The 22,211-nt window shown below is 56.4% G+C and carries 22 protein-coding genes and 1 other RNA gene; 8 read left to right on the forward strand and 15 right to left on the reverse strand.

Features of this window, described 5'->3' with window-relative positions:
* Nucleotides 1-13: 13 nt before the first annotated feature.
* From MST27_RS10760 to mreA, 4 genes are read right to left on the reverse strand one after another with little or no spacing between them, the layout of a single operon-like run.
* Entirely contained in the window at nt 14-739 is a 726-nt protein-coding gene (locus tag MST27_RS10760; protein WP_081262884.1) for a TraX family protein, read from the reverse strand.
* Nucleotides 727-1,167, reverse strand: a complete 441-nt coding sequence (locus MST27_RS10765; protein WP_042924888.1) for a YqaA family protein — start codon at nt 1,165-1,167, stop codon at nt 727-729. The genes MST27_RS10760 and MST27_RS10765 overlap by 13 nt, the downstream gene beginning before the upstream one ends.
* Nucleotides 1,168-1,170: 3 nt before the next feature.
* Nucleotides 1,171-2,304 (reverse strand): nickel/cobalt efflux protein RcnA, encoded by a 1,134-nt coding sequence (locus MST27_RS10770; RefSeq protein ID WP_042924890.1) that lies wholly within the window; start codon nt 2,302-2,304, stop codon nt 1,171-1,173.
* A 9-nt stretch (nt 2,305-2,313) separates the two neighbouring features.
* Complete coding sequence (mreA, locus tag MST27_RS10775; RefSeq protein ID WP_042924893.1) at nt 2,314-2,601, reverse strand: metal-sensing transcriptional repressor MreA; 288 nt, start codon at nt 2,599-2,601, stop codon at nt 2,314-2,316.
* Nucleotides 2,602-2,719: 118 nt separating this feature from the next.
* Here mreA and MST27_RS10780 point away from each other — a divergent pair, with 118 nt between their 5' ends.
* The 5 genes from MST27_RS10780 to mobI all read left to right on the forward strand — a co-directional run bounded on the left by MST27_RS10780 (nt 2,720) and on the right by mobI (nt 5,633).
* Nucleotides 2,720-3,079, forward strand: coding sequence for a hypothetical protein (locus tag MST27_RS10780; protein WP_042924896.1), 360 nt, complete (start codon nt 2,720-2,722; stop codon nt 3,077-3,079).
* Between the two features lie 47 nt (nt 3,080-3,126).
* Nucleotides 3,127-3,864, forward strand: coding sequence for a HupE/UreJ family protein (locus MST27_RS10785; protein ID WP_042924899.1), 738 nt, complete (start codon nt 3,127-3,129; stop codon nt 3,862-3,864).
* A gap of 12 nt (nt 3,865-3,876) precedes the next feature.
* Nucleotides 3,877-4,539, forward strand: a complete 663-nt coding sequence (locus MST27_RS10790) for a hypothetical protein (protein ID WP_042924902.1) — start codon at nt 3,877-3,879, stop codon at nt 4,537-4,539.
* 70 nt (nt 4,540-4,609) lie between these two features.
* The gene (locus tag MST27_RS22430; RefSeq protein WP_256044860.1) at nt 4,610-4,738 is read left to right on the forward strand and encodes a hypothetical protein; all 129 of its coding nucleotides are present in this window, start codon (nt 4,610-4,612) and stop codon (nt 4,736-4,738) included.
* 433 nt (nt 4,739-5,171) lie between these two features.
* A complete protein-coding gene (gene mobI, locus MST27_RS10795) occupies nt 5,172-5,633 on the forward strand; it encodes a conjugative transfer protein MobI(A/C) (RefSeq protein ID WP_045429914.1) in 462 nt (153 codons plus the stop codon).
* Nucleotides 5,634-6,012: 379 nt separating this feature from the next.
* Here mobI and MST27_RS10800 read toward each other — a convergent pair whose 3' ends face one another.
* Nucleotides 6,013-6,378, reverse strand: a complete 366-nt coding sequence (locus MST27_RS10800) for a hypothetical protein (RefSeq protein ID WP_042926707.1) — start codon at nt 6,376-6,378, stop codon at nt 6,013-6,015.
* 543 nt (nt 6,379-6,921) lie between these two features.
* Nucleotides 6,922-7,890 carry a hypothetical protein gene (locus MST27_RS10805; RefSeq protein WP_042926705.1) on the reverse strand — a complete coding sequence of 323 codons (969 nt, stop codon included), beginning with the start codon at nt 7,888-7,890 and terminating at the stop codon, nt 6,922-6,924.
* Nucleotides 7,891-8,116: 226 nt separating this feature from the next.
* Between MST27_RS10805 and MST27_RS10810 the strand changes: the two genes are divergently transcribed.
* The 3 genes from MST27_RS10810 to MST27_RS10820 all read left to right on the forward strand — a co-directional run bounded on the left by MST27_RS10810 (nt 8,117) and on the right by MST27_RS10820 (nt 10,731).
* The gene (locus MST27_RS10810) at nt 8,117-8,683 is read left to right on the forward strand and encodes a recombinase family protein (protein ID WP_042926704.1); all 567 of its coding nucleotides are present in this window, start codon (nt 8,117-8,119) and stop codon (nt 8,681-8,683) included.
* Nucleotides 8,684-9,005: 322 nt separating this feature from the next.
* Nucleotides 9,006-9,626: a hypothetical protein gene (locus tag MST27_RS10815; protein ID WP_042926703.1), complete on the forward strand. Its 621-nt coding sequence runs from the start codon at nt 9,006-9,008 to the stop codon at nt 9,624-9,626.
* The gene (locus MST27_RS10820; protein WP_042926702.1) at nt 9,619-10,731 is read left to right on the forward strand and encodes a helix-turn-helix domain-containing protein; all 1,113 of its coding nucleotides are present in this window, start codon (nt 9,619-9,621) and stop codon (nt 10,729-10,731) included. Before MST27_RS10815 ends, MST27_RS10820 begins: the two co-directional genes overlap by 8 nt.
* A 251-nt stretch (nt 10,732-10,982) precedes the next feature.
* Here MST27_RS10820 and MST27_RS10825 read toward each other — a convergent pair whose 3' ends face one another.
* The 9 genes from MST27_RS10825 to MST27_RS10865 all read right to left on the reverse strand — a co-directional run bounded on the left by MST27_RS10825 (nt 10,983) and on the right by MST27_RS10865 (nt 22,064).
* Nucleotides 10,983-12,173, reverse strand: coding sequence for a GIY-YIG nuclease family protein (locus MST27_RS10825; protein WP_042926699.1), 1,191 nt, complete (start codon nt 12,171-12,173; stop codon nt 10,983-10,985).
* Nucleotides 12,166-14,277: a DEAD/DEAH box helicase gene (locus tag MST27_RS10830; protein WP_042926697.1), complete on the reverse strand. Its 2,112-nt coding sequence runs from the start codon at nt 14,275-14,277 to the stop codon at nt 12,166-12,168. Before MST27_RS10830 ends, MST27_RS10825 begins: the two co-directional genes overlap by 8 nt.
* Nucleotides 14,274-15,335, reverse strand: a complete 1,062-nt coding sequence (locus MST27_RS10835) for a PDDEXK nuclease domain-containing protein (protein WP_042926695.1) — start codon at nt 15,333-15,335, stop codon at nt 14,274-14,276. Before MST27_RS10835 ends, MST27_RS10830 begins: the two co-directional genes overlap by 4 nt.
* Nucleotides 15,332-18,091 carry a class I SAM-dependent DNA methyltransferase gene (locus MST27_RS10840; protein ID WP_042926692.1) on the reverse strand — a complete coding sequence of 920 codons (2,760 nt, stop codon included), beginning with the start codon at nt 18,089-18,091 and terminating at the stop codon, nt 15,332-15,334. The genes MST27_RS10835 and MST27_RS10840 overlap by 4 nt, the downstream gene beginning before the upstream one ends.
* Nucleotides 18,092-18,571: 480 nt before the next feature.
* On the reverse strand, nt 18,572-19,162 hold the full coding sequence (locus MST27_RS10845; protein WP_042926691.1) for a helix-turn-helix domain-containing protein: 591 nt from the start codon (nt 19,160-19,162) through the stop codon (nt 18,572-18,574).
* A complete protein-coding gene (locus MST27_RS10850; RefSeq protein WP_081262886.1) occupies nt 19,155-19,394 on the reverse strand; it encodes a helix-turn-helix transcriptional regulator in 240 nt (79 codons plus the stop codon). The genes MST27_RS10845 and MST27_RS10850 overlap by 8 nt, the downstream gene beginning before the upstream one ends.
* 459 nt (nt 19,395-19,853) lie before the next feature.
* Entirely contained in the window at nt 19,854-21,059 is a 1,206-nt protein-coding gene (locus MST27_RS10855) for a tyrosine-type recombinase/integrase (RefSeq protein WP_042926690.1), read from the reverse strand.
* Between the two features lie 173 nt (nt 21,060-21,232).
* Nucleotides 21,233-21,611, reverse strand: a transfer-messenger RNA (tmRNA) gene (ssrA, locus tag MST27_RS10860).
* Between the two features lie 144 nt (nt 21,612-21,755).
* Nucleotides 21,756-22,064: a hypothetical protein gene (locus MST27_RS10865; RefSeq protein WP_243605955.1), complete on the reverse strand. Its 309-nt coding sequence runs from the start codon at nt 22,062-22,064 to the stop codon at nt 21,756-21,758.
* Between the last annotated feature and the right edge of the window lie 147 nt (nt 22,065-22,211).

Consider the following 22,211-nt stretch of genomic DNA (forward strand, 5'->3'; position numbering starts at 1 on the left):
ATAGTCGCTGGCACTAGCCGAGCGAGCGGATCATGTGTAGTACGGCCAGATGCCCGGGGTAGAACCAATAACCCCAGCGCTTGACCGGCCAGACCCTGAACTGGCGCAGTCGGCGCAGCAGCCACAACCCAAGCAAGGGTGCGACAAACGCAGTGATCACGATCAGCAAGGTATAGGGCTGCAATTCCCACTCGGCGAGCCAGCGGTTGCGACTATTGGCCAGTACGCACAGTGCGGCAGGCAATAGCCACACAAGCCCTGGGCGCTGAATGGCCAGCAGCAACGCTGCCGGCAGCAGTGCGCCGAAAACGCCGTACATCAGGCGCTCTTGCATCAGCACCGCGACAGTCACGCCGGCCAGAGCCAGGATCAAACCGTCGCGACCACGGTGATGTGCTCCCCAGGTGATAAGCAGGCCCAACAGCAGCGAAGGCATAACGTTGAGCGTGCTGCTGTCGTTAGAAAGCAGGCGATAGGGCAACTCCGAGATCACTGCAAACGCAGTCATCCAGCACATGTAGCGAACGTTGTTATCGGAATACAGCTCACCTGTTTGCGAGCGCGCGACATTGGCGGCGATCCCCAGGCAGAACATTGGAAAGGCTAAGCGCCCAACGATGAACAACCATCCGTTGTCAGGCCAGATGTAGCGCAGGTGATCCAGCAGCATGGTCAGCATCGCCAGCCACTTGATCAGATCCAGGTTGGTGTCGCGCTTCTGCAGGCTCACCCAAACCACCCAAGCGTCATGGCAGCTAGTGCCAGATAGCGAGTGGTCTTAGCCAGCATCACGATCAACAGAAAGCTCCAGAAGGGTTCTCGCATGACACCCGCGACGACTGTGAGTGGATCACCAATGATCGGCACCCAACTGAGCAGCAGTGACCAGCGACCGAAGCGGTGATAAGCCTGCTGAGCCTTTTCCAGTTTGCCCTCGCTGACGGGAAACCAGCGCTTGTGTCTGTAGCGCTCGATAGAGCGACCCAGCAGCCAGTTCAGTACCGAGCCCAGTACATTACCCGTGGTGGCGACCGCCAGCAGCGCCCAGACCGCATAGCGGTCAGTCAGCAGCAACCCGACCAGCACCGCCTCCGACTGCATGGGTAGCAACGTGGCAGCACCGAAGGCAGCGAGGAACAGGCCGAAATAACCGGATAACTCCCACATCGGCTAGGCGTTCAGGCCGATCCAGCCGTGGAAGCCGACGTAAACCCCCACACCAATGATCAGTAGGCTGGACAGGTAAGGAGCGCGACGGGCCACAGCACCCAGCCAGGGCCAACGATTGGATGCCTGGCGTGCGCCGATAGCAGCGGCTGCACCAACGGTAACCAGAGTTATAGCCAGACCGATGCTGAAACACAGCACCAGGACGGCACCCAGGGTGACTTCTTTCACTTGCAGGCAGAGCAGCAGCACGGTGATCGCTGCCGGGCAGGGAATCAGTCCGCCAGTCAGACCGAACAGGATGATCTGGCCGGTGGTGACATTGCGATTGCTGAAGCGTTTACGGATGTCGTTGGCATGCGCTCGCTCATGGGCATCCTGGTAGCCCTCCAGCGACAGCTCTAGCCCCTCCAGCTCGGAATGATCATGCTCATGACGGTGGCTTTGCTCGCGGAACTCCAGGTCATAGTCGTGGGAGTGATCAGCATGGCCGAGGCTCAGGCGCGCAGTGAACTCATGGGGCTCGGGAATATCGTCCAGTGACTCTAGGTAGTCACACCGGTCGACGAAGCGAAACTGCTGGGCCAGGCCATCGGGGCGAGTCGTCAGCAAGCTTACTTCAGCAGCCGGCCAGGCATGACCACTCAAGGTCTTCAGCCGCCAGCGCGGAGGGGCGCCTTCTTCGAAGATCGACAGCTCGATACGCCCGTGCCCTGTGTCGATACGCTGCGTTTCATCGTGGTGGTGATGGTCGTGTTGATGCTCATCACCTTCCTCGAAGCGCCACATCTGCTCGCCACGCCAGGTGCGCCAGAGCATCCACAGGGCGATGGTGATAATGATTACGGCGGACGCTAGCTGGAAATAAGGCTCGGTAGTTTCGGCATCCAAATTCTGCCCCAGGTACATGCCGCCCATGGCCACCAGCCAGACTACGGCGGTGTGCGAAAGCGTTGCGGCAAGGCCTAGCAGAATGGCCTGCTTCACCGTGCCACGAATGGCCACGATAAACGCCGCCATCATGGTCTTCGAGTGCCCAGGCTCCAAGCCGTGCAAAGCACCCAGCAGAATGGCGCTGGGGAAGTACAGCCAGGCCTGCGAGCCCCCCTGTTGCAGCAATTCGGCGAAACTCGACATGGGAGGGGCCTAGAGGTACTTGGTGATTTGCTTGAAGTCTTCGAGTGAAGCGCGCTCGCCTACCGCAAGTGCTTCGACTGTATGTTCCAGACAGTGGTCGATATGGTCTTGGATAAGCACACGCTTGGCCTGGCAGACGGCTTTTTCCACGGCATGTAGCTGCTGAGCAATGTCGACGCAGGCCCGGCTGTCTTCAATCATGGTGACGATGCTGCGCAGGTGGCCCTCCGCACGCTTCAACCTTTTGATGATGTCGCCATGACTTTGGTGCTGGTGGCCGTGTTCGTGATCGCTCATGCCTTGAGTCTCGTGCGTCGATGAATTACGCTCCCATGCTATCCCCCTGGGGGGGATATGGTCAAACCGGCTACCTCTCCATAAAAGCCACTCGCTTAGGCATCGAAAGAACCACAACATGCTCAGCAATCCCATTAGCACCAAGGTGATTTTTGCCCTTGCTCTCGCCATATTGCTGGCTTGGGCCGGGCATACCTCTGCGCTGTTTATGGGATCGAGCCAGCCTTCCTTGAGTGGAAATGACAGTGCTCATTCGCATGCGCATGGTGATGAGACGCAGGCCTGTGCTGCGTACGGGGATCACTGCCACTCGCCGCTGACAGCCGACCACTTGCATGAAACACCGCATCTGACCGCGCTGCTGAGAATAAGCACGCTGCCAGAACGTGCGCAGCCGATACTCGCCCCTCGCTACTCCATTCCTCCAAGCCCGATCTTCCTGATCGAGCGGCCACCGCGCGCCACATTCGTGCTCTGACACAGGCCGCTGTGCGGCCCAAGCCCCCTTTAATTTAGGACTCAACCATGCATTCGCTATCTATGGGCGCAATGGACTCATCTGTCGTGCGTCCGAATCGCTCGTTACTACTGTTGCTGCTTTTCACGGCATTGCTGTTTCTAGGCATGCCTGAGGCGCTGGCCCACGCCGTTGCCGAGGGCGACAAGGGCTTTATTCAGGAAAGCTCCGGGGTGATGGTGCTGCCGTTTATCTACATGGGCGCTAAGCACATGATCACCGGCTACGACCACCTGCTGTTCCTCTTCGGAGTGATCTTCTTCCTCTACCGCCTGAAGGATGTTGGGCTCTACGTCACCCTGTTCGCCGTGGGCCACACAGTTACGCTGTTGTTCGGTGTGCTGGCAGAAATCAGCATCAGCTCCTATGTGATCGACGCCATCATCGGTTTCTCGGTGGTGTACAAGGCGCTGGATAACCTGGGCGCATTCCAGCGCTGGTTCGGCCATCAGCCGAACACCAAAGCGGCCACGCTGATTTTCGGCCTGCTGCATGGCTTTGGTCTGGCGACCAAGATTCAGGAATACGAGATCTCGGCAGATGGCCTGATCACCAACCTGATCGCCTTCAACGTCGGCGTCGAAATCGGCCAGCTCCTGGCCCTGAGCGCCATCCTGATTGTCATGGGCTACTGGCGACGCACCGCCAGCTTCTGGCGCCATGCATATACCGCAAACGTCGCCATGATGAGCGCCGGTTTCCTCTTGATGGGTTACCAGCTCACCGGCCTGATCGTCTCTCAGTAAGGAATTCTCAGCATGTTCAATACCAAGCTTCCGACCCAAAGCGAATTGCCTACCAGCCGCCAACTGTTGCGCTCCACTGTGATCGCCGTGGGCGTTGCCGCAGCCTTACTGGTCACTGTAGTGATGCCTTCGGAGTACGCCATCGACCCAACGGGCGTTGGCCGCTTACTCGGCCTGACCCAGATGGGCGAAATGAAGAAAACCCTGGCCGAAGAAGCGGCTGCGGATGCAGCGGTTCAACCCGCTGCGGCCCCCGTTGTGCAAGCCCCCGTGCCTGTTCGGCCGGTAGTTCAAGAGCAAGTCGCGGCAGTGCCTGTGGCTGAACCAGCCGCAGAGCCACAGCCAGCCCTGAAGTCTGACGAGATAACCGTCACCCTGAAGCCAGGTGAGGCCAGTGAAATCAAGCTGGAGATGCTGAACAAGGCCACGGTCAGCTACGAGTGGGCAACCAATGGCGTACCGGTCAACCACGACACTCATGGCGAGCCTTACAACGGCCCCAAGGGCTACTACCACAGCTACAGCAAAGCCAAGCAGATCAAGGGTGACAAAGGCGAGTTCACCGCCATTTTCGACGGCACACACGGTTGGTTCTGGCGCAACCGCAGCAACCAGGACGTGACCATCACGCTGAAGACCAAGGGCGAGTACCTGAGCGTCAAACGCGTTATCTGAGGCACATAGCCCCTGCGTCAGCCGGCACAGGGGCTTCTACTTTCATGATCGAAACAGAAAGGATTACATGATGAAAAGCACAACTACCCTGAGTCGCTCCCTGCTGTTGGTTTGTCTGCTTGGTCTGCTGTCGGCCTGTGGCGGCGGCGAGCCGGAAACCCAGTCCGAAGTCGAAAGCCACGGTCACGCTCACGACTAAGATCTGAAACGCTGTGTTGTCACGAGCGAGGAGCCTACTTGTTCGTGACAATCAGCAAATGCCTCTTCTTCTCGGCTACCGCTACATCATGCACTTTAGGTGTGACTGCTTTTGGCCGATTTCTGCCTGTCGTAACTGGCAGAAATTGGCCAGTTGCAGCTTGGCAGGGATACACGCCCGCTCGCTGTAATCTGCTTCTAACAAGTCGACCTTGTTCCGCTCAGGGTCAAGGCTGCCGTCGTCATCTATCGTGCATCCTTTGCATGTTATGTTTTTCTGCGATCCGTCGGTCATCTGATGCGAAGCTGGGTCACAGCGTGAGCCAGTTCGCCCAGTTTTCGTATATTTCCGACGGTAGAACGGTCTGAAATCGAATCCCGGGTGCTCAGCGATCGGTCACCATTTGGCTCTTACAAAGAAGAGAGCCTTCGTCATGAGCAAAGAAGCACAAACGATAGTCACCCTGCTGGATCAGCAGTACGAGCAGCTGCTTACGGACGCGAGATGCTTGGTAGCAAGCTATGTGGATACGTCCATGAAGCTGTACAAAAAGACCGGGGTCAAATCTGTTGTGGCCGGCGTATCAATCAAGCAGGTGAGCCCGAATGCGTATTCGATCTACTGGTGCAAACTGGTGCCGCTGCAAGGACAAAAAAACAAATTCGCGCCCTTGACTATTGCCAAGGGGAATGGCAAACATAAATACCCGGCTTCCTCGTTTGAGTTTGTTGAATACCCATACCGTCACCTCGTTCTGCAAGTTGAGGGGCGACTTGCAGAGATTCGCCGCGTTGCGAGCGAGAATCGTCAGCTACGTCGTACGTTGGTCGCTTATGAGAAGAAGCTGTCTAGATACCAAGCGCTTAATCATGGCGACCTCTATTCGGCAGGGTAGCGGCTGAGTACCTATAAGCAGTGCCTAACAGATTTGACCCGATTGTAAATCCCGAAAGCCCCGTGCAGCTTGGTCTGGCGGGGCTTTCTCGTATCAGCAGTGAACTACGGCGAGATACATTGCTGCGCTTGATCAGGGAAGGCGACGGGTTCGAGCTATAAGCAGTGTAGGGCGCTAAATCTACTCGCCGTCAGCCAGCAGGCCCATACAGGCAGGGGCGGAGGCCGTATTTGCTATTAGCAGTGACGCTTGCGACCAAGTCAGCCGGCCAGCTTTGACCTGTATTAGTAGTGAAAGGCTTCACTTTCATAAAATAAACATTGGTAGGTGCCGTTCCTGCTGGTACCTGTGTCGCGCAGCGGGTGGTGACGGTAACGCGCTACCCCTCGCTGCCTCGCTGCTGTTCGAATGCAATGCGGTTCATTACGCAGATGGGGATGGGGTAGCCCTGGATGTGGGTCGTGAGAGCCTCGTTGCCTGCGATCACCATGATGCAGGATAGGCCTCTGCGGAAGCGCATCCCTCGTCCCGAGTAGTTGCGCGGGATGATCTCCCATGATTCGTCGTCGTAGTAACAACCAACGATTTCTGACCAGCGTAATTGGATGCCCGCGCCCATGATGCCTACTGGGGCCAGGCAGAAAATTTCTACCTGGGTTTCCTGCCCAAGAGGTACAGCGTAAATCCGACCGTTTGGTGCAATAGGTGGGAAGTACTGCCCGTTACCAAGGTGACGAAATTCCATGATGCTGCTCCGGTTAGATGAGGTCGCTAAACACTCTCCGGTAGCTTTCGGAAAACCCAAGATGAGATGCTGCCCATGAGTCCGCGCACGGGTTTTAGCGTACTCGGCAAGCTAGCTCGCCACACGGAGGGCGTGCATGTTGCAGATCTAAACGCTTCGGCGCTCCGGTCACTTTCGCTAGGGTGCGGAAATTGACAGCCCTTCCGAAGTCATCCCATGACCTCATAGGCTTGGGAAAATACTGCGTATCGCAGCGGTAGTGTGCCTTGCCGATGGATTTGGGTAAGCGCCCGCTGCCAAGGGGCAGCGGACAGTTTGTTGCAGGTATCTGGCCGTTCCGCTGAGGGCTCAATCGTCGCCGTGCTTCTTGTCCAGGTACGCTGCGACCATATAGCCAATTACACCTGCGATAGTCAGCGCACTGATGACGGCAAGCACGGCATATACAAGCAATTCAAAACGATCCATACCCTGACTCCTTTAATTCGAGCTCTGCCAAGGTTAAGGGCGTCTGATCTAATCCCAAATCTGCTGTGTGATGGCTTAGCGATTGGTACCGGCGGCTTCCTTCCTCAGGTTGGCTCGGGCACCAACGTACGCATCAGTTTCCCAGATACGCATATTCCCGAGCTCGTAGGCGACGTGATTCCGGGCCTCCAGATCCTCATCTTGGGGAGCTTTGCCCCCAAGAATCGGGGCGTGGTGACCAGACAATCGCCAGTAGAGCTCGCAGGCATATGCCGCGCGACAATCATCAATGTTTAGTCCGTGAGAAAGTAAAAGCTCTTGAGCTGCAGGTAGGTTCTTTAATTTCCATGTACACCAAGCTGCTGGTGTCGCGTGGCTGCTGCCCTGAAGCTTTTGAAATGCCGCGGCCTTCTTCAAAATTAAAATTTGCTCAGGAGCAGAGATATTAATGATCCGATGCTCATGTTTATCTTTGCTGAACACATAAAAGATGTTTTCTTCTTCGGCGTCCTTGTGAGCATCTTCTGCGTCGAAGAAAAAAGCCTCAAGCAATGACATGCCGAGGTATCGAACTGACCTGATTAATGTTGCTAGCTGCTCTGAGTGGAGAGCCTGAATATCCACCATCGCGGTTTCAAACTTAGTACGGTCAAGACTGCGCGGTACGGTAATCCGTGCATAGCTTGGAAAGCCAAGACGGCTACCGACGTTAGCCGCTGCGCCTTTCCAGTGCCCATTAGTTGCGAAGCCCATCACTACATATACAGTCTCAAGCAGGCCCGACACGCTTTGTAGTGGGAGATTTCCTTGGTATGTCTGGATATAGAGCTCTTCCCCGTACTCCCTCACCAATTTTTTATTGACGAATTCCAAGATGTCTACCTCATGAGACTCGTTGGCATAAGCACTAAACTGCGCCCATTGCTGGTCGTGGATCATGGCCTCGTGCTGACTGAGAAGCCCGCGCCGGACTGCCTCCCTGAGAATTGCCGAACCGGCCTTGGTCAAGTCCCGATCAAAATGTGCGTGGAAACTCTGCTTCATGGTCATTCCTCCATTCAGCTCAGGTGCTGAGCTGCTGAAGGAAATGTTGAGCGAGGAAAAATATTCTGGGGTTCGGTTTCGGTCGCTTTCAGCGCCTGAAATTGACGAGCGCATCCGTCCAATAAACGGTCGTTTATGGCACACCTATTCCAGATGATCTTTTGGGCTTGGGATTTACCGCTTTCCTGTCACTTTTCCCGTACCGAAATCAGTGTGAGAAAAACGTATGGGAAAGCGGATTGGGTACGCCCGAGTGTCGACTGATGATCAGAATCTCGACCTGCAGCGTGATGCACTTGCCCTGACTGGATGCAACGCAGTTTACGAGGAGACCATGAGTGGTAAGTCAGCAGATAGGCCGGAGTTGGGGCACTGTCTCAAGGCTCTGCGCAGTGGCGACACTCTGGTCGTATGGCGACTGGATCGCCTTGGCCGCTCCTTGCCTGACTTGGTTGGGATCGTCAGTCGGCTGGAGCAGGAAGGGGTGGGGTTCGAGTCGATCAACGAGCGAATCGAAACCACCAGCGCCGCCGGCAAGCTGATCTTTCATGTGTTCGCAGCCCTGGCCGAGTTCGAGCGCAACCTGATTCGAGAGCGTACCCGCGCAGGGCTGGCGGCGGCTCGCGCTCGAGGACGTAAAGGTGGTCGTAAACCTGCGCTGGAAGAGGCTCAAGTCCGCGAAATAAAGGCTTTGCTCAAAGATCCACAGATTCAGGTTGGCACCGTAGCCAAGCGATACGGGGTATCGAGAACAACGCTGTATCGATACGTCGGTAAGACCGGGCCGAGATAACTTGCACCTGGCAGCACACGAAACTGCGACCAGGGGATTATGAGCGTCCTAGAAGCGCTGTAAGCCAGTGAGCAGATACAGTGAGCTAAACGTAGCGTCGTATATGGCTTTTGGGGTGGTTGAGCAAAAACTGTACAACCTGAGCACTCTACCGTCAGTGTCCCGTGTTGTTGCCGGGAAACGGTCTTAGGTAGCTTCGGGTTTAAAAGCTTCGCCAGGCAGCTATTGAGCATCAGGGGCACGAAGGTTGACAGATACCATAATTTGCACAAAAATGCCGGTTGACAGTATCTATGTTTTGCACGCTTTTATGGAGAGGCCCATGCCCCCGATCCAACACCCGAGTGAGCTGGAACCGAAGCTGAAGCCGGAACACGTCGAGCTGATCTGCAATAACGCTCTGGATGCGGCTTACCGTGCGTTGGAAGTCACCTCTACTGATGACGATACCAACTGGACTATGGGAACACTTCCGTATGGCCGCGTCCACGGCCGGTTCAAACGCCTGCACGGCGATCCGGCCCTTCCGTGGCTGCTGCTCACTAACCGCACCATGGACTTCACTCTGAGTGTGAATGGCGTGCTGATGCAGGTGGTAATGGACGATCCCGAGGTCAGAAAGAAAGGGTATCGACTGCAATCCAACCGAGTTGAGCTTTACCAGGCTAGCCTGCTGGGGCCTGCGATCGACAAGAACATTACCTGGCGTTTGTATGTCGATACTGACGGCAACTTTGACGGGCCGACGCTGACTGCTTCGATTCTGGGCTTCGATACCAACCGGAACCTCGTATGTAAGTGGGTGCATGACTACGTGCCTCTGTTTGCTCCTCGTACCACCGAGCTTCCACAAGAGGTGGCAATCGATGATCCATTAGTCGCTCGTCGGGACAAAGATGCAGACCAGAACGCAACACGAGATGCTGATCCAGTAAATGAATGACAGAACAGGCTTTCTGCCTCTTGGCGACGAGTTTTCGCCCGACAAGCTCCGTCTCGCTAGATGCGCGGCGGGGCGTTCGCTCGCCGATATCGGAGAGCTCTTGGGCGTTACCCGGCAATACGCGCACAAGCTGGAAGTCAATGCGATTCCTTCGGGCACCCAACTCGCCCAGCTATCTGAAGCCTTGGGCGTGCGCGAGAGTTTTTTCTTCACGCCACGACGCGGTTCGGTGGAGTTGGAGCAATGCCATTTTCGAAGCGTCCGATCCTCCTCGCAGACTCTCAAAAAGACCATTGCGGCTCAGGTCGAGATGTTTGAGCTGCTGATTGACGAGTTGGATAAGGAAGTTGCCTTTCCTGCAGTGAGTTTCAGCATGCTTGAGGAGCCGGTATCCGGTATCAACAAGATCGAGCAAGTTGCTGAAAAATTTCGCCGTGAGCAAGGCCTGGGGATTGGCCCCCTGTCTAGTGTGACCAAGCTGGCCGAAAAAGTTGGTGTGCTGGTGGTGAATCTGGCCGAAGCCGATGACAAGGTCGATGCGTTCTCGCTGTCCAACAAACGACCGTTGATCGTGAGGAACACCGCAAAGGTGAATCCATGCCGGCAACGTTTCGACCTTGCTCATGAAATGGGCCATTTGGTGATGCACCAAGGCATTGAGACCGGTTGCCGCCTTACTGAGGATCAGGCTAACCAGTTTGCCAGCGCTTTGTTGATGCCCCGGGCAAGTTTCGCATCAGAGTTTCCCCCTATGCGAGGCAAGTACCTGAACTGGCCGGCACTCAAGGAAATGAAGCTTCGTTGGAAGGTAAGCTTCAAGGCGCTCATTTTCAGGGCTCACACCCTTGATCTGCTTACTGCCGAGCAAGCTAAATCGGGCTTCACGTACCTCAATCGAAAGGGTTTCACGAAGCACGAGGAGTTTGACGAGTTGATCCCTATGGAGTCGCCTATGCTGGTACAGAGGGCGATCAATCTCCTGGATTACAGTACCTGGAAGCGGGTGTTGACAGCTGCCGGGCTTACGGCAGAGATGGTGACCAGGCAGTACATGCTGGATGTACCGTCATCTCCTTTGCGACTGGTCGAGGCTAACGTAGGTTAAGTCGCGCTGAAGCTGTCCACTGCAACCCGCATGCCGGCACTCACATGGATGCCGCGTATGCCAGTCGCGGGGAAGACCTTATGGGGGAGGCGCATATGGCACTGTGGGTGCGTGGGCATTCACATACAGCCGTCGACTAAGAAGTGGCGGGCACGCGTATGGTCTGCAACCCTCGGGGATATCCGGGCGAAGAGACTGGCTTCCGCCCGGATTTGATCATCACTATTTAGCCGTTGCGCATACCCAGCGCCTCAGCTGACCAGGCGAGCCGTTTGTGGGTCATACGCTACACCGGTAATAGACCCATCCCGAATGCGCTCAACCGCTTCATCAATCACATGCAGCGGCACTAGGAACCATTCCCTTGGCTTAACCGGATTGCCGAAGCGGTCTTCGATGGTTAAGTCCAGCTGCGCTGCGCCAAACAGGCGGTGGAAGATGTTTTCCAGCCGGGTACGGTTCAGGTTGTGAAGCTTGTAAGTCGCGACCACTTCCACATCGGCCAGCAGGTAGGTGGCATCCTTCGCGGCCGCCGCGATACGGGTTTCCACTCGGCCGCCGGTTACGCCGATCTTGTGGATCAGCTCGCGGTGCTCGGCTACGAATGGGTGGCTGGACTGGCTGCGCAGCACATAGATAGTGCCAGTCTCGATGTCGTCCGGCTCGGTTATGTCGCTGAATAGCGGGCCGGAATCTACCTTGATGAGCCGAGACCCGGCACGGCCGTCACTGTCTTTGTAGAGCGCCCGCTGCAAGGACCGTAATAGCAGATCGCTTTCCGTCTCATTGGAGTAGATGACGCGCAAGCGCCCATTTGTCTCCGCATTCGGCGTCCTGTAGGTGTCGCCCACTTCGGCAACATAGGCGATCAGTCCGCTCAAAATGAAGAAGTCCCCTGCTTCGATGCTGGCGTTCTTGCCAAAGGGCTTGGTTACCCACGATTTTTGTTTGAGGCCCGCTTCCACCTCATCAAACAGTGGCTTAAACCTCTCGAAGTCTTTACACGGGTTCCGGGCGGCAATTTCTTCTGCCGCCTTTATTGCCGCACTGGATCGCACATGCCGCAGCACGGTGATGTCGTCCTGATCGACGGACTCACTGCCGATGCCGAGCTCAGCGAGTAATGCGTCCTCATCCAGGTCGTCCACATTTACTGCGGCGGCCGCAGTACCTGACAGTAGGCCGTGACTATCAAAGCCTGCCAGTAGGGTTTGTGCCTCCGGCAGCTTGCGCAGCTGATCCAGGCGCACGGCATACAAACGCTCGAAGATGTCGCAATCCTCGCCATGCAGTGGGGCGCGGCCGTGGGTTTGATAGAAACGCTGAATGTCCTCGAAGCCAGCGATGATGCGTTCTTCGCGAGGGGTTCGGGTTGTTATCTTGAGTGAAGGGACTTCTATCCCCAGCGCATTCAGCAGCTCGTCATCGTTCATTTCAGCCATTGGCAGAGCCCTCCTGTGCCTTCGCTTGGGCACGATAGCGTGCGAAAGCTACCATGCCCTCGGCGATAGTCTTTTCCCAGGCGTCGGCGGAGTTGATGTCAGGCAGGCGGCCACGCTCGTTCTTGAACTGCAGGGCACGTTTTGCCAGGTCTCGTGCTTCGTCTTCGGGAATGCTCACCTTTTTGGCCGCAATGCTGGCCTGAACCTGACGCAGGGACTTTTCGTCCATCGCCTTCGCCAGTACCGCATAGGCGGCGTCGAAGGGGTTGATGCGGTCGATTAGATCAATGTCCAGCTCGCGTACGTTAATGAACTTGCGCACGCCATCCAGCAGAGCAGTGCTGCCTTGTAAGGTGTCACTCCCGTTGGCGTCGGCCTGAGCCAACATCAACTTGGCCTGCTGGGTAATGTTCATTGCGGCGATAGCGTGTTGGCGGATGGCTTCCTGGTCGACGTCGCTCAAATCGGGGTAACGCTCGCGCACGATTTTCCCCATGCGCAGTTGGGTCAGCTCTTCCGGCAAGGTATTTTCCTTGTCGAATAGGCCGCGTTCCAGCACGGTTTTGTCCTGCAGGAAGCTAGTCACTACTTCGTTCAAATCTTCTTTGCAGATGCGCGTGGCTTCAGTGCTTTGCGGCGTGGTCAGGCCATTGATCTCAACATGGAACTGGCCTGTGGTTTCATTCACGCCCAGGTTGGTGCCGCCCGGTTGATAGCCTTCACCATCGTTGTAAACAAAGCCCTCTTTCTCCCCGTGGTTCCTCGGGGTGAATTCATAGCGCGGAGCAAGCACCTGTTCCATCAGCAGGCTGGCGGAAATGGCTTTGAGCATATCGTTCACCGCCTCGGCAACGGCAGCTTGATCGGCCATAGGCTCGGCGATCAGGTTGGTGAAACGCGAGCGCTCCTTACCCTCGGCATCCCGCGTGGCACGGCCAATGATTTGTACGATTTCGGTCAGGCTCGAACGGTAGCCGATGGTCAGCGCATGCTCGCACCAGATCCAGTCAAAGCCTTCCTTCGCCATGCCCAGCGCGATGATTACATCCACGTTGTCGCGGTTGTTCTTCTGTGCCGGATCTTTCAGTGCGCCGAGCACTTTGGAGCGTCTGGCCGCGTCGCTGTCATCTACCAGGTCGGCCACTTTCAGCGTGCGGCCGTCCTTGGCTTTGATCAGGTGGAAGCCGGTCGCCGGGTCGACACCCTGCCAATCGCCCAGCGAACTCATGATCTCGTTGACCTCGCGTTCCTTGTCTTTGAGGCTCTCGCGGGCATTTACGTTTGGAATGTGGACGATGGTTTTCAGCGCCGGGTCCAGCACCTTGGCGACCGCATCCACGTACCTCCCAGTGTAGAAGAAGTAGCCAATATCCAGCGACTTGAGCCAGCGATAGCCGTTTAGCTGCTCGTAGTAGGTGTACGTCACCGTCTCAAACTTGTTCTCTTCCGACGGGGCCAGCACGGCCGCGCTGTCGCCACGGAAGTAGGAGCCGGTCATGGCAACGAGGTGTACCTTGTCGCGGTTGATGAACGCGCTCAGTTGGCTGCCCAGTTTGTTGTCTGGGTTGGCAGAAACGTGGTGGAACTCATCGATGGCAATTAGGCGGTTGTCGAACGCGTCGATGCCCAACTCTTCCACGGCAAAGCGGAAGGTGGCGTGGGTGCAGACCAGCACCTTGTCGCTGCTGTCTAGGAAGGCGCGCACGGCGTCCACCTTGGACTTGGCCACACGCGGCTCATCGATGCCTGGGGCATTGCACAGGTTCCACTGCGGAGCCACCACCCAGTCCCAGTAGAAACCATGCTGGCTCAGCGGCTCATCGGCAAAGCTGCCGCCAATGGAGCGCTCGGGCACTATGACGATGGCCTGTTGCAGGTTCTGGTTATGCAGCTTATCCAAGGCGATAAACATCAGTGCGCGAGACTTGCCCGATGCGGGGGGCGATTTGATCAGCAGGTACTGTTCGCCGCGCTTGGTATAGGCGCGCTCTTGCATGGTGCGCATGCCCAGCTCATTTGCCTTGCTGGATGCCCCAGTGTGCGCTGTAGCAATGGATACCGACGGCACCGTGTAGCTGTTGGTCGGGTTGGTGGTGTTCGTCACTGTGATTCGTCCTCCATGAGGGTGCCGTCGCCCGCCAGTTCACGTTCGATCTGTTCAATGCTGGGCAAGCTGGTTTGCAATTCTGCAGGCAGAGATTCGAGCAATTTGTACTCGGCAATGCCCATGGGCTGGGTCTTATCGCCCAGCGCATATTCCGCCACGATCTTGTTTTTGCTCTTGCAGAGCAAAAGGCCGATGGTGGGGTTGTCGTGTTCATCTTTGACCTGGCGATCCACCGCAGTCATATAAAATCCAAGCTGGCCCAGGTGCTCGGGCTTGAACTTGCCGGCTTTGAGCTCGATCACCACATAGCAGCGCAGCTTGAGGTGGTAGAACAGCAAGTCAATGAAGAATTCGTCGCCGCCTACATCCAGCACTACCTGCCGCCCGACAAACGCAAAGCCTGCGCCCAGCTCCAACAGAAACTCGGTGACGTGTTTGACCAGGGCGTGTTCGATTTCGCGTTCCTGCGCCTCATCGCGCAGGCCGAGGAAGTCAAACCGATACGGATCTTTCAACGACTCGCGGGCCAGGTCCGACTGCACCTTGGGCAAGCTGACGTCGAAGTTAGTGACCGCCGTGCCACTGCGCTCCAACAGGCGGGTTTCGATATGGATGTTCAGCACATTGCGTGACCAACCGTGCGCAATCGCGCTCTGGGCATAGGCCAGGCGCTGCTGTGAGTCTTTTAGCCGGGTCAGCAGTACCAGGTTGTGCCCCCAGGGCAATTGTCCAACAGCCTGTTGGACAATTGCGGCATCCGGCCAGGCCTCGGCAAAGGCGCGCATATACATCAGGTTGGCGCGGGAAAATCCCTTCATCTCAGGAAAGGCGGTGCGCAGGTCATGGGCCAGCCGCTCGATCACCTTGGCCCCCCAGCCCTGCTGTGCCTGCCGGGTCAAAATATCGTTGCCGATCTGCCAGTAGAGCAGCACCAGTTCGCGGTTTACCGCCAGCGTGGCGCGCTGCTGGGCGCTATGGATGCGGCCTTTGAGGTCTGCTAACCACTCGCCGTAGCCCTCGGGTGGTGTGGTCAGGCTAGCAGGGGTGTCGTTCATGCCATTTTCCCTCGTAGCTTCTTCGGCGTGGCCTTTGCTGTGTCTGCTGTCATCTTGGTGTAGAGATCAAACAGCTTCTCCAGTCGTTCGGTGTCGTTCTTGAAGCGACGACCGATATAGATACGCTCCAGCACTTCATCGTTGTGCTCGTGGGCACGGCGAAGGTTCTCAGGCATGGTGTCTGGGTCATACAGGTCGGCGATGGTGGCGGGGAAGTGTGCTTCGCGGGCCAGCAGAATATCTTCAGCGCAGCGGGTCAGGTCGACCTTGTTTTGCTCTGTGAGCCTCGGCACTGGGAAGGTGTTCCAGCCAAGTGTGTTGGAGTAGCGGAAGTCCGTTTTCATTTTTCCGCAGACGGTGCCAATCCAAACGAGGTGCAGGCGGGAGGCGATGAGGGCCATGTTCCAAAGTGGGGCGTCGTAGAGGGCAAGTGCAAGATTTGAGACGCGCACGTCACTCGTCAGCAAACCGCAAGGGAGATAAGCGCGGCGCTCCGACGAGACGCTTGGAATGATGATGGTGTGGTCGTTTCCGATGATAGTCCGTTCAAACTTGTAGGGTGTGTCGAGGCCGGCACGGCCACGTTCACTGCCATGCAGACGATATTCTCGTATGCGGTCAAGCCTCGCCTTGATGGGCGGAATTGAAAAGGCGATCTGCGCTTGTTCGTCAGTTATCCAGAGACAGTACCGTTCTAGGCCATTGATGAACTCTTTGGAGCCAAGGATCGGCTTTATTAGAGGCGCTGCCTCAGGATAAGAGTCCAGCAAATCCCTTGCCTCATCGGGCGTGAGCAACAGATTTCCCTGATCTCTCGGGATGTTCCCGCCAAACATGGTCGATACACCAGAGATGGGATCATTCGCCCGCTCGACGATGATATTTTTGCCGGGCGCGAGATATAAGTTGATGCTTTCAACTTCTTTTCGCTCTTCACCGTCGAAGATGTATTTCTGTTTGACGCCTAAATTGGCCACGCCAACAATTATGCAGGTGACTTGCGCGTTCCTAGCAGCGTTGTTACCCCAGAGAAAAGCTTTGTGGCCAAAGAAAATCTCTTGCCCCGCCATGACTATTCTCGGCCACACCAGCGGAACCTGAACACCTTGGCAGATAGAGTTCGTAGAAACGAAGGCGAATCGGCCTCCGCTGCGAATGTAGTCTGATGCTTTCCAAAGCCACCCAGTGATGTAATCGACAGCGCGCACGTCTTTTTTGGTAAGGCTTTTTATGTCGCTCTTCTGCTCTTTCGATTGATATTTGTCGCCAATATACGGCGGGTTACCGCAGATGTACGTCTCGCCTCCTTCGTTTTCGAAGGCGATTTCAGATTGGTCCAATGGCACGTCGAACAAATCGTTCGCTGCCAGCTTCACGCTAGTCCCCGTCGGCGGGCACACCGCCAACCAATCCAGCCGCAGCGCATTGCCGCAGACAATCCAATTCTGTGAGTCTAACGGTAGAAATTCAGCTAAAGCATCCTGCTGCCCGCGATACAACACATCGCACTGAAACTCAGCAATGATAAGGGCCAGTCGGGCAATTTCTGCCGGAAAGTCGCGTAGCTCGATGCCGCGGAAATTGGTCAGCGGTATTTCGGACTTATTGTGAGCTTCGCCCCGGCGACGATTGATCTCCGCCTCGATATCGCGCATCTGCTTGTAGGCAATGACCAGGAAATTGCCGGAACCGCATGCTGGGTCAAATACGCGGATGCGCGCCATACGCTTGCGCAGGTTAAGCAGCTTGGCCTTGTTGTCGCCCGCTGCCTCCAGCTGAGCACACAGATCATCCAGAAATAGTGGGTTTAATACTTTCAGGATGTTGGGCACGCTGGTGTAGTGCATGCCCAGTGCGCCGCGCTCTTCATCATCGGCCACGGCCTGAATCATGCTGCCGAAAATGTCTGGGTTGATTTTTTGCCAGTTCAGGTTGCCGGCGTGCAGCAGGTAAGTACGCGCCATGCGCGTAAAGCGCGGTACTTCAGTGCTTCCAGAGAACAAGCCGCCATTCACATACGGGAATTTGTTGGCCCAGCCAGGCAAGCGCGGTTCTGCACCGGCACGCTCGGCCAACTTGAGGTTCATAGCGCGGAAGATTTCCGACAGCACCTGGGCGGTGTTGGAGCCGTCGCGCTCGCTGTAGTGCTCAACCGTCGTGGTAAACAGTCCGTCGCCAGTGAAGATATCTGTGTCTTCAGCAAAAAAGCAGAACACTAACCGAGACATAAAATGGTTCATGTCATGGCGGCGTTCGGTCTTGGCCCAGTCCGGGTTCTCGTTCAGCAGTTCGACGTACAGCTTGTTCAGGCGGCTGGTGGCACGCACGTCGATGGGGTTGTCTTTGATCTCCTTGATGGTGGAGATGCCGGCCAGCGGCAGCAGGAAGCCGAAGTGGTTGGGAAAGTCAGGGTAGTCGCAGGTGATGGTTTCACCCGTGATCAGTTCTTCGGCCTCCAGCGTTTGCCCGTCGGTGGAGAGGATGAACTTGGCTTTAGCTTTTATGGTGGCCGGGCTGGCGCGCAAGGCCTTGAGCGTTTCGCCCACGGTGCCAGGCTCGCATGCGGCGATATGAATGTTGCTGCGCAGTAGTACGCCGCCAGGTACATCCGAGGCGTTGTTGTTGCCAGCGCGCAGGCGCTTGAGCGCGGTTTCCTTGTTGCCGAATGCGGCCAGGAAGGTGAACGGGAACTCCGCCGCGTCAAAGGGCTCTAGGGCCAGGTCCGAAATGGCGGACTCAATTTCTACTGCATTCATGGTTTACCACTGTCCAGATCGCTGATGCGCGAAGGCGGCGATTTTAGCCGCTAAAATTTTTGGGCGAGGGTCACATCCCGGCCGGCACATGCCGCTCTGTCGGCCTGGCGTCAGCATCGCAACTCAGCTCTGCTCAGTCGCCTCGGTTTATGCTGGATGCCACTGGATTCGACAGCCGAGCGCCCTGAGCCAGTGAATGGGGAATCAATCATTACACGATGCCGGGGATGATAAAGGAAGGCGCTTCTGCAATGCGAAAAAGCGGCAAATGGGCTGGTGGGTTTCGTCGAATCGAGCTTACGGTAGCTGCCCGTAACCCAAAATGGCTTCGGGGCTTTCACTCAGGAGGTTGCGTCGCCCCCAGAACTACTCTTTTTTATTTTATCTTTCTTTTTAGCGGCTCAGCCTGAGCTGTATTCCAACGCGACGGAGCTCTAGGTGAGCTCCATCCAGATGGTACACAGCTCAGGTTGATACGTGTCACTCTGAGCTGTGTATAAGATCACCACGGCGATTGAGGTTTCTACGCAGCGTTTCTCGAATGCCGGCTGGCAGTCGATCTAGGTCGGTGTGCAATGAGCCTAAATCGATCTGGGAATTACCACCTGCCAGATTGATTTGTATATTCAGACGCTCGATATTCAGTGTTCGCGTACTTGCGAGATCGCCAGCGATCATGGCTTTTTTAAGCTCAGTAACGGTCTGCTGGGCGCGGTCCGGCACGTAATCCCAGGTTACTACGGTATGTGGTAAGCCGGCCTCAGTGACCTGGACCTTTTCGCGTAGCATGTAGTGATTGGATCGGCCGAACTTTTTCTTTGCAATGAAACCTGCTTTTTCGAGAACCCCTAATGCCCGTTTGACCTGTGCCTGACTGACTCCAGACTGTTCGGAAATCCGTTGGATGCCCGGTTTCGATAATCCATGGTCGAAATTGGCGTGTGCCTTGATGACGGCATAAACCGTAAATGCATGGGGCCCGATTCGGGCGACATCACCCTGATCGATCATGGCCCTAAAGACATGAAACCACTGAGTCTGTGCGCGCAGTGGGGCGGAGGTGTTAGTCATTGTTATGCCTCCCACGTAACTGTACGCGCGGCCGGCTCAGGATCCAGGCAGATATCTCCGTGCTGAGCCAGCCAACCGATCTGCTGCTGCCTAGATCATATGGAGCAGGGAATTTTCCCGCTGCTATGTCGCGATAGATCGTGGATCTCTTTTTCCCGACAGCGAGTTCAACCTCGGGCAGGCGAAGGAAGCGCGGTTCCTCTGGGCTGGGTGCAATAGTTTGTGCTGACATTTAACTGGTGCTCAGGCGGTGGCGTTGCAGCGGTCCTCAAGTACTGCAATACGCATATGTGTTGGGAGTGGCGCTCGGATTTTCCTACTGCAAAGCAGGGATGTTTGTCGGGCCTCGTGTTACGGGCCTCCGAGGTTTATTGCCGGCTTCAGCTGTGCGCATGACAGCTGAAGCTGTGTCTTTGGCGTGGGGGAGAGGAAAGACCCTGCTGGTACGGAATAGGAGTCCATACGTTTCTTTAGCAGCCTTGTTGCAGGCGAGCAGGCGCAAAAGGCCTGCGAGATGCTGGCGATACCCCGATGAGGTACCCAGAAAGTCCATTTGCTAACAGCAGATGGACTTCGGATTCTTAACGCCGTAACTGGGGCAGCGTGACGATCCCATGGAGTCCTATGAACGTCCGAGGGATGCCTGATTTTTACCAAGCGGGAATCGGTATTGCAAGCCCAGGCAGTGAGCTCAGGCCTTGATCGCATCTAGGTAATCTGACCAGCGCTGCATCATGTCGCGTCGTTCTGGCAGAAATGACGTTCGGTCGTACGCCCGTCCCAACGGATTTTTTACCGTGTGAGCAAGCTGATGCTCCAGGAGATCGGGGCGAAATCCCAGCACCTCAGCACCTATGGTTCTCGCTGTTGCACGAAAGCCGTGCCCAGTCATTTCGTCGCCGCTGATGTCCATGCGGCGTAACGCGCTGAGAACGGCATTGTTGGACATCGGTCGGTCGCCTCCTCGGGCCGAGGGGAAGGTATACCGATGCCTGCCGGTGAGCGGTTTCAGTTCGCGTAGAACAGCGACTGCTTGTTGGCTGAGGGGAACCAGGTGATCTGGGCGATCCTGTTTGGTAGCAGTTAGCCCTTTCATCTTGTGACCAGGAATCAACCACTCGCCAGCATCCAGATTGACCTCCGACCATTCCATATGTCGAAGGTCTCCGGGCCGGCAGAACAGCAACGGGGCCAGTTTTAAGGCACAACAGACAGGCATTGTTCCGCTGTAGCTATCTAGTGCTTTAAGCAGTGCGCCGAGTTTTTCAGGATCGGTCACGGCAGCAAAATGTTTCACCCGCTTGGCTGGGAGCGTACGTGAGAGATTGCCAATCTGGTTGGGTGGGGTGATACCGGCAGCTTCGGCGAACTCGAAAATCTGTTTGTAGATTTGGGCTACACGACGTGCCGTCTCGCGAGCACCGCGCTTGATGATGCGCTGGAGGTTTTCGACCAGCATGGGCGTGCTGATGCTGCTGATCGGAAGTTTTCCCAACCAGGGGTAGGCATTGAGCTCAAGGCGCTGCCTTACTGTGCGGGTGTACTCCGGATCCCAGGAGGATTCGCGAACAGTGAGCCATTGCTTGGCGACCGATTCAAAGGTGTGCTGGTGATCGAGCTGGCTGACCACTTTGGCCATGCGTCTTTGCAGCGAAGGGTCTTGGCCGCCGGCAAGCTGAACACGAGCGTCATCACGCTTGCGACGAGCATCCTGTAAGCCGACCTCTGGGTAAACGCCAAGAGCAAGGCGTTTTTCCTTGCCCAGAAAGCGGTACTTCAAGCGCCAGTAACGGCCTCCATTAGGCTGCACTTCAAGATACAAACCCTGTTCGTCATACAGCCGGTAGGGCTTGTCCTGGGGCTTGGCGTTGCGGCAGTTGGTGTCTTTCAAGGGCATTGGGGGCACATCCTCTCCGAGCGAGCTGATGAGCGTTTTATGCCCCCATATGTGCCCCCGTCAACCGTGGGATGCCCTGGGATTAGATAGCAAAACGTGGGCAATAAAAAAGCCGTAAAGCTTTGATTTCTCTGGGCTTTACGGCTTTTCTGGGTCTTCCTGGGAAGACAAAATGGTGGAGCCGGGGGGATTTGAACCCCCGTCCGCCAGCTCTCCACTGTCGGTACTACATGCTTAGCCAAATCTATTGAGTTAACTCCGCGCCGCCCGATTGGCAGGGTGCTTGGAGCGAGCTGCATGAGTTTTAGCCGTTACGTCTGCAGCGAACTTGGCGGCGATCCTGTTCTATCTGACAGTCATTTCGGGTTTACAGGCATCCCCTAGTGACCGCTGGCGCCGAAGCGACCAGATGAAGGTTAGGCGGCTAGCGCGTACCCTTCGTAGTTGTCGTCGTTGGCAACTATAAGTTTGCAACAGTGGATTTACGAGTTCTGTTACCAACTCGGCATGCACCTAGAGTTTTGTTACCGGCGTCGAATCCTAATCGGCCCCATGAGACGCATCGCGTGCTCATGTGCGGCGCAGTGTACGCCAGAGGATGAGCTACGTCGAACGCTTGATGGATTAGATGGAGGTGATCTGTCGGATTTCAAGGGGTAGCGAGGCCGCCGGGTGCGGCGGCCTTGCCCAGGCCACTCAGTTACCAGCGCCCGAGGCGGAGCCGGCGGTGCCGTTCGAGTCGGAGCTGCCAGGTCCTTTCAGTTCCTGCAGGGCCTTGGTGGTATGGGCGATGCAGGTTTCGGTATCGCCGGCTTGTTGAGCCTGACGAGCCTGGCCGACCAGCTCCTCTGCTTCGCTGCGTGCGGGCTCGCCGAGTGTGGCCTGGTTGGTGGCCATCAGGTCGTCGATCTCTTGCAGGTTGAGCTGGCAGAGGTTTTTGTCGGCAGCAAACGCAGCGGGACTGGCGATAAGGGCTGCGGCGGCAAGTAGGGCAAATTTTTTCATGAGCATCCTCCAGGGAGTTAACTTCCCGGCGGGCCTGCCTGATTCTGCAATTGCGCGGCGGCGCCGAGGCGGGTTTTCGGCCCAGTGTGTCGCCTGGGCTCTATTTGTCCGACTGCGGTTGCGCTCAAGCGTTTCATTCGTGCGTGT

This window comes from Stutzerimonas marianensis (assembly GCF_022810315.1).
In the GTDB taxonomy this organism is placed as follows: domain Bacteria; phylum Pseudomonadota; class Gammaproteobacteria; order Pseudomonadales; family Pseudomonadaceae; genus Stutzerimonas; species Stutzerimonas marianensis.

Excerpts from the sequence above, each read along its gene's own strand:
- MST27_RS10765 (WP_042924888.1), bottom strand. The coding sequence starts at position 1,167 with ATGTGGGAGTTATCCGGTTATTTCGGCCTGTTCCTCGCTGCCTTCGGT.
- MST27_RS10770 (WP_042924890.1), bottom strand. The coding sequence starts at position 2,304 with ATGTCGAGTTTCGCCGAATTGCTGCAACAGGGGGGCTCGCAGGCCTGG.
- mreA (WP_042924893.1), bottom strand. The coding sequence starts at position 2,601 with ATGAGCGATCACGAACACGGCCACCAGCACCAAAGTCATGGCGACATC.
- MST27_RS10780 (WP_042924896.1), top strand. The coding sequence starts at position 2,720 with ATGCTCAGCAATCCCATTAGCACCAAGGTGATTTTTGCCCTTGCTCTC.
- MST27_RS10785 (WP_042924899.1), top strand. The coding sequence starts at position 3,127 with ATGCATTCGCTATCTATGGGCGCAATGGACTCATCTGTCGTGCGTCCG.
- MST27_RS10790 (WP_042924902.1), top strand. The coding sequence starts at position 3,877 with ATGTTCAATACCAAGCTTCCGACCCAAAGCGAATTGCCTACCAGCCGC.
- MST27_RS22430 (WP_256044860.1), top strand. The coding sequence starts at position 4,610 with ATGAAAAGCACAACTACCCTGAGTCGCTCCCTGCTGTTGGTTTGTCTG.
- mobI (WP_045429914.1), top strand. The coding sequence starts at position 5,172 with ATGAGCAAAGAAGCACAAACGATAGTCACCCTGCTGGATCAGCAGTAC.
- MST27_RS10800 (WP_042926707.1), bottom strand. The coding sequence starts at position 6,378 with ATGGAATTTCGTCACCTTGGTAACGGGCAGTACTTCCCACCTATTGCA.
- MST27_RS10805 (WP_042926705.1), bottom strand. The coding sequence starts at position 7,890 with ATGAAGCAGAGTTTCCACGCACATTTTGATCGGGACTTGACCAAGGCC.
- MST27_RS10810 (WP_042926704.1), top strand. The coding sequence starts at position 8,117 with ATGGGAAAGCGGATTGGGTACGCCCGAGTGTCGACTGATGATCAGAAT.
- MST27_RS10815 (WP_042926703.1), top strand. The coding sequence starts at position 9,006 with ATGCCCCCGATCCAACACCCGAGTGAGCTGGAACCGAAGCTGAAGCCG.
- MST27_RS10820 (WP_042926702.1), top strand. The coding sequence starts at position 9,619 with ATGAATGACAGAACAGGCTTTCTGCCTCTTGGCGACGAGTTTTCGCCC.
- MST27_RS10825 (WP_042926699.1), bottom strand. The coding sequence starts at position 12,173 with ATGGCTGAAATGAACGATGACGAGCTGCTGAATGCGCTGGGGATAGAA.
- MST27_RS10835 (WP_042926695.1), bottom strand. The coding sequence starts at position 15,335 with ATGAACGACACCCCTGCTAGCCTGACCACACCACCCGAGGGCTACGGC.
- MST27_RS10840 (WP_042926692.1), bottom strand. The coding sequence starts at position 18,091 with ATGAATGCAGTAGAAATTGAGTCCGCCATTTCGGACCTGGCCCTAGAG.
- MST27_RS10845 (WP_042926691.1), bottom strand. The coding sequence starts at position 19,162 with ATGACTAACACCTCCGCCCCACTGCGCGCACAGACTCAGTGGTTTCAT.
- MST27_RS10850 (WP_081262886.1), bottom strand. The coding sequence starts at position 19,394 with ATGTCAGCACAAACTATTGCACCCAGCCCAGAGGAACCGCGCTTCCTT.
- MST27_RS10855 (WP_042926690.1), bottom strand. The coding sequence starts at position 21,059 with ATGCCCTTGAAAGACACCAACTGCCGCAACGCCAAGCCCCAGGACAAG.
- MST27_RS10865 (WP_243605955.1), bottom strand. The coding sequence starts at position 22,064 with ATGAAAAAATTTGCCCTACTTGCCGCCGCAGCCCTTATCGCCAGTCCC.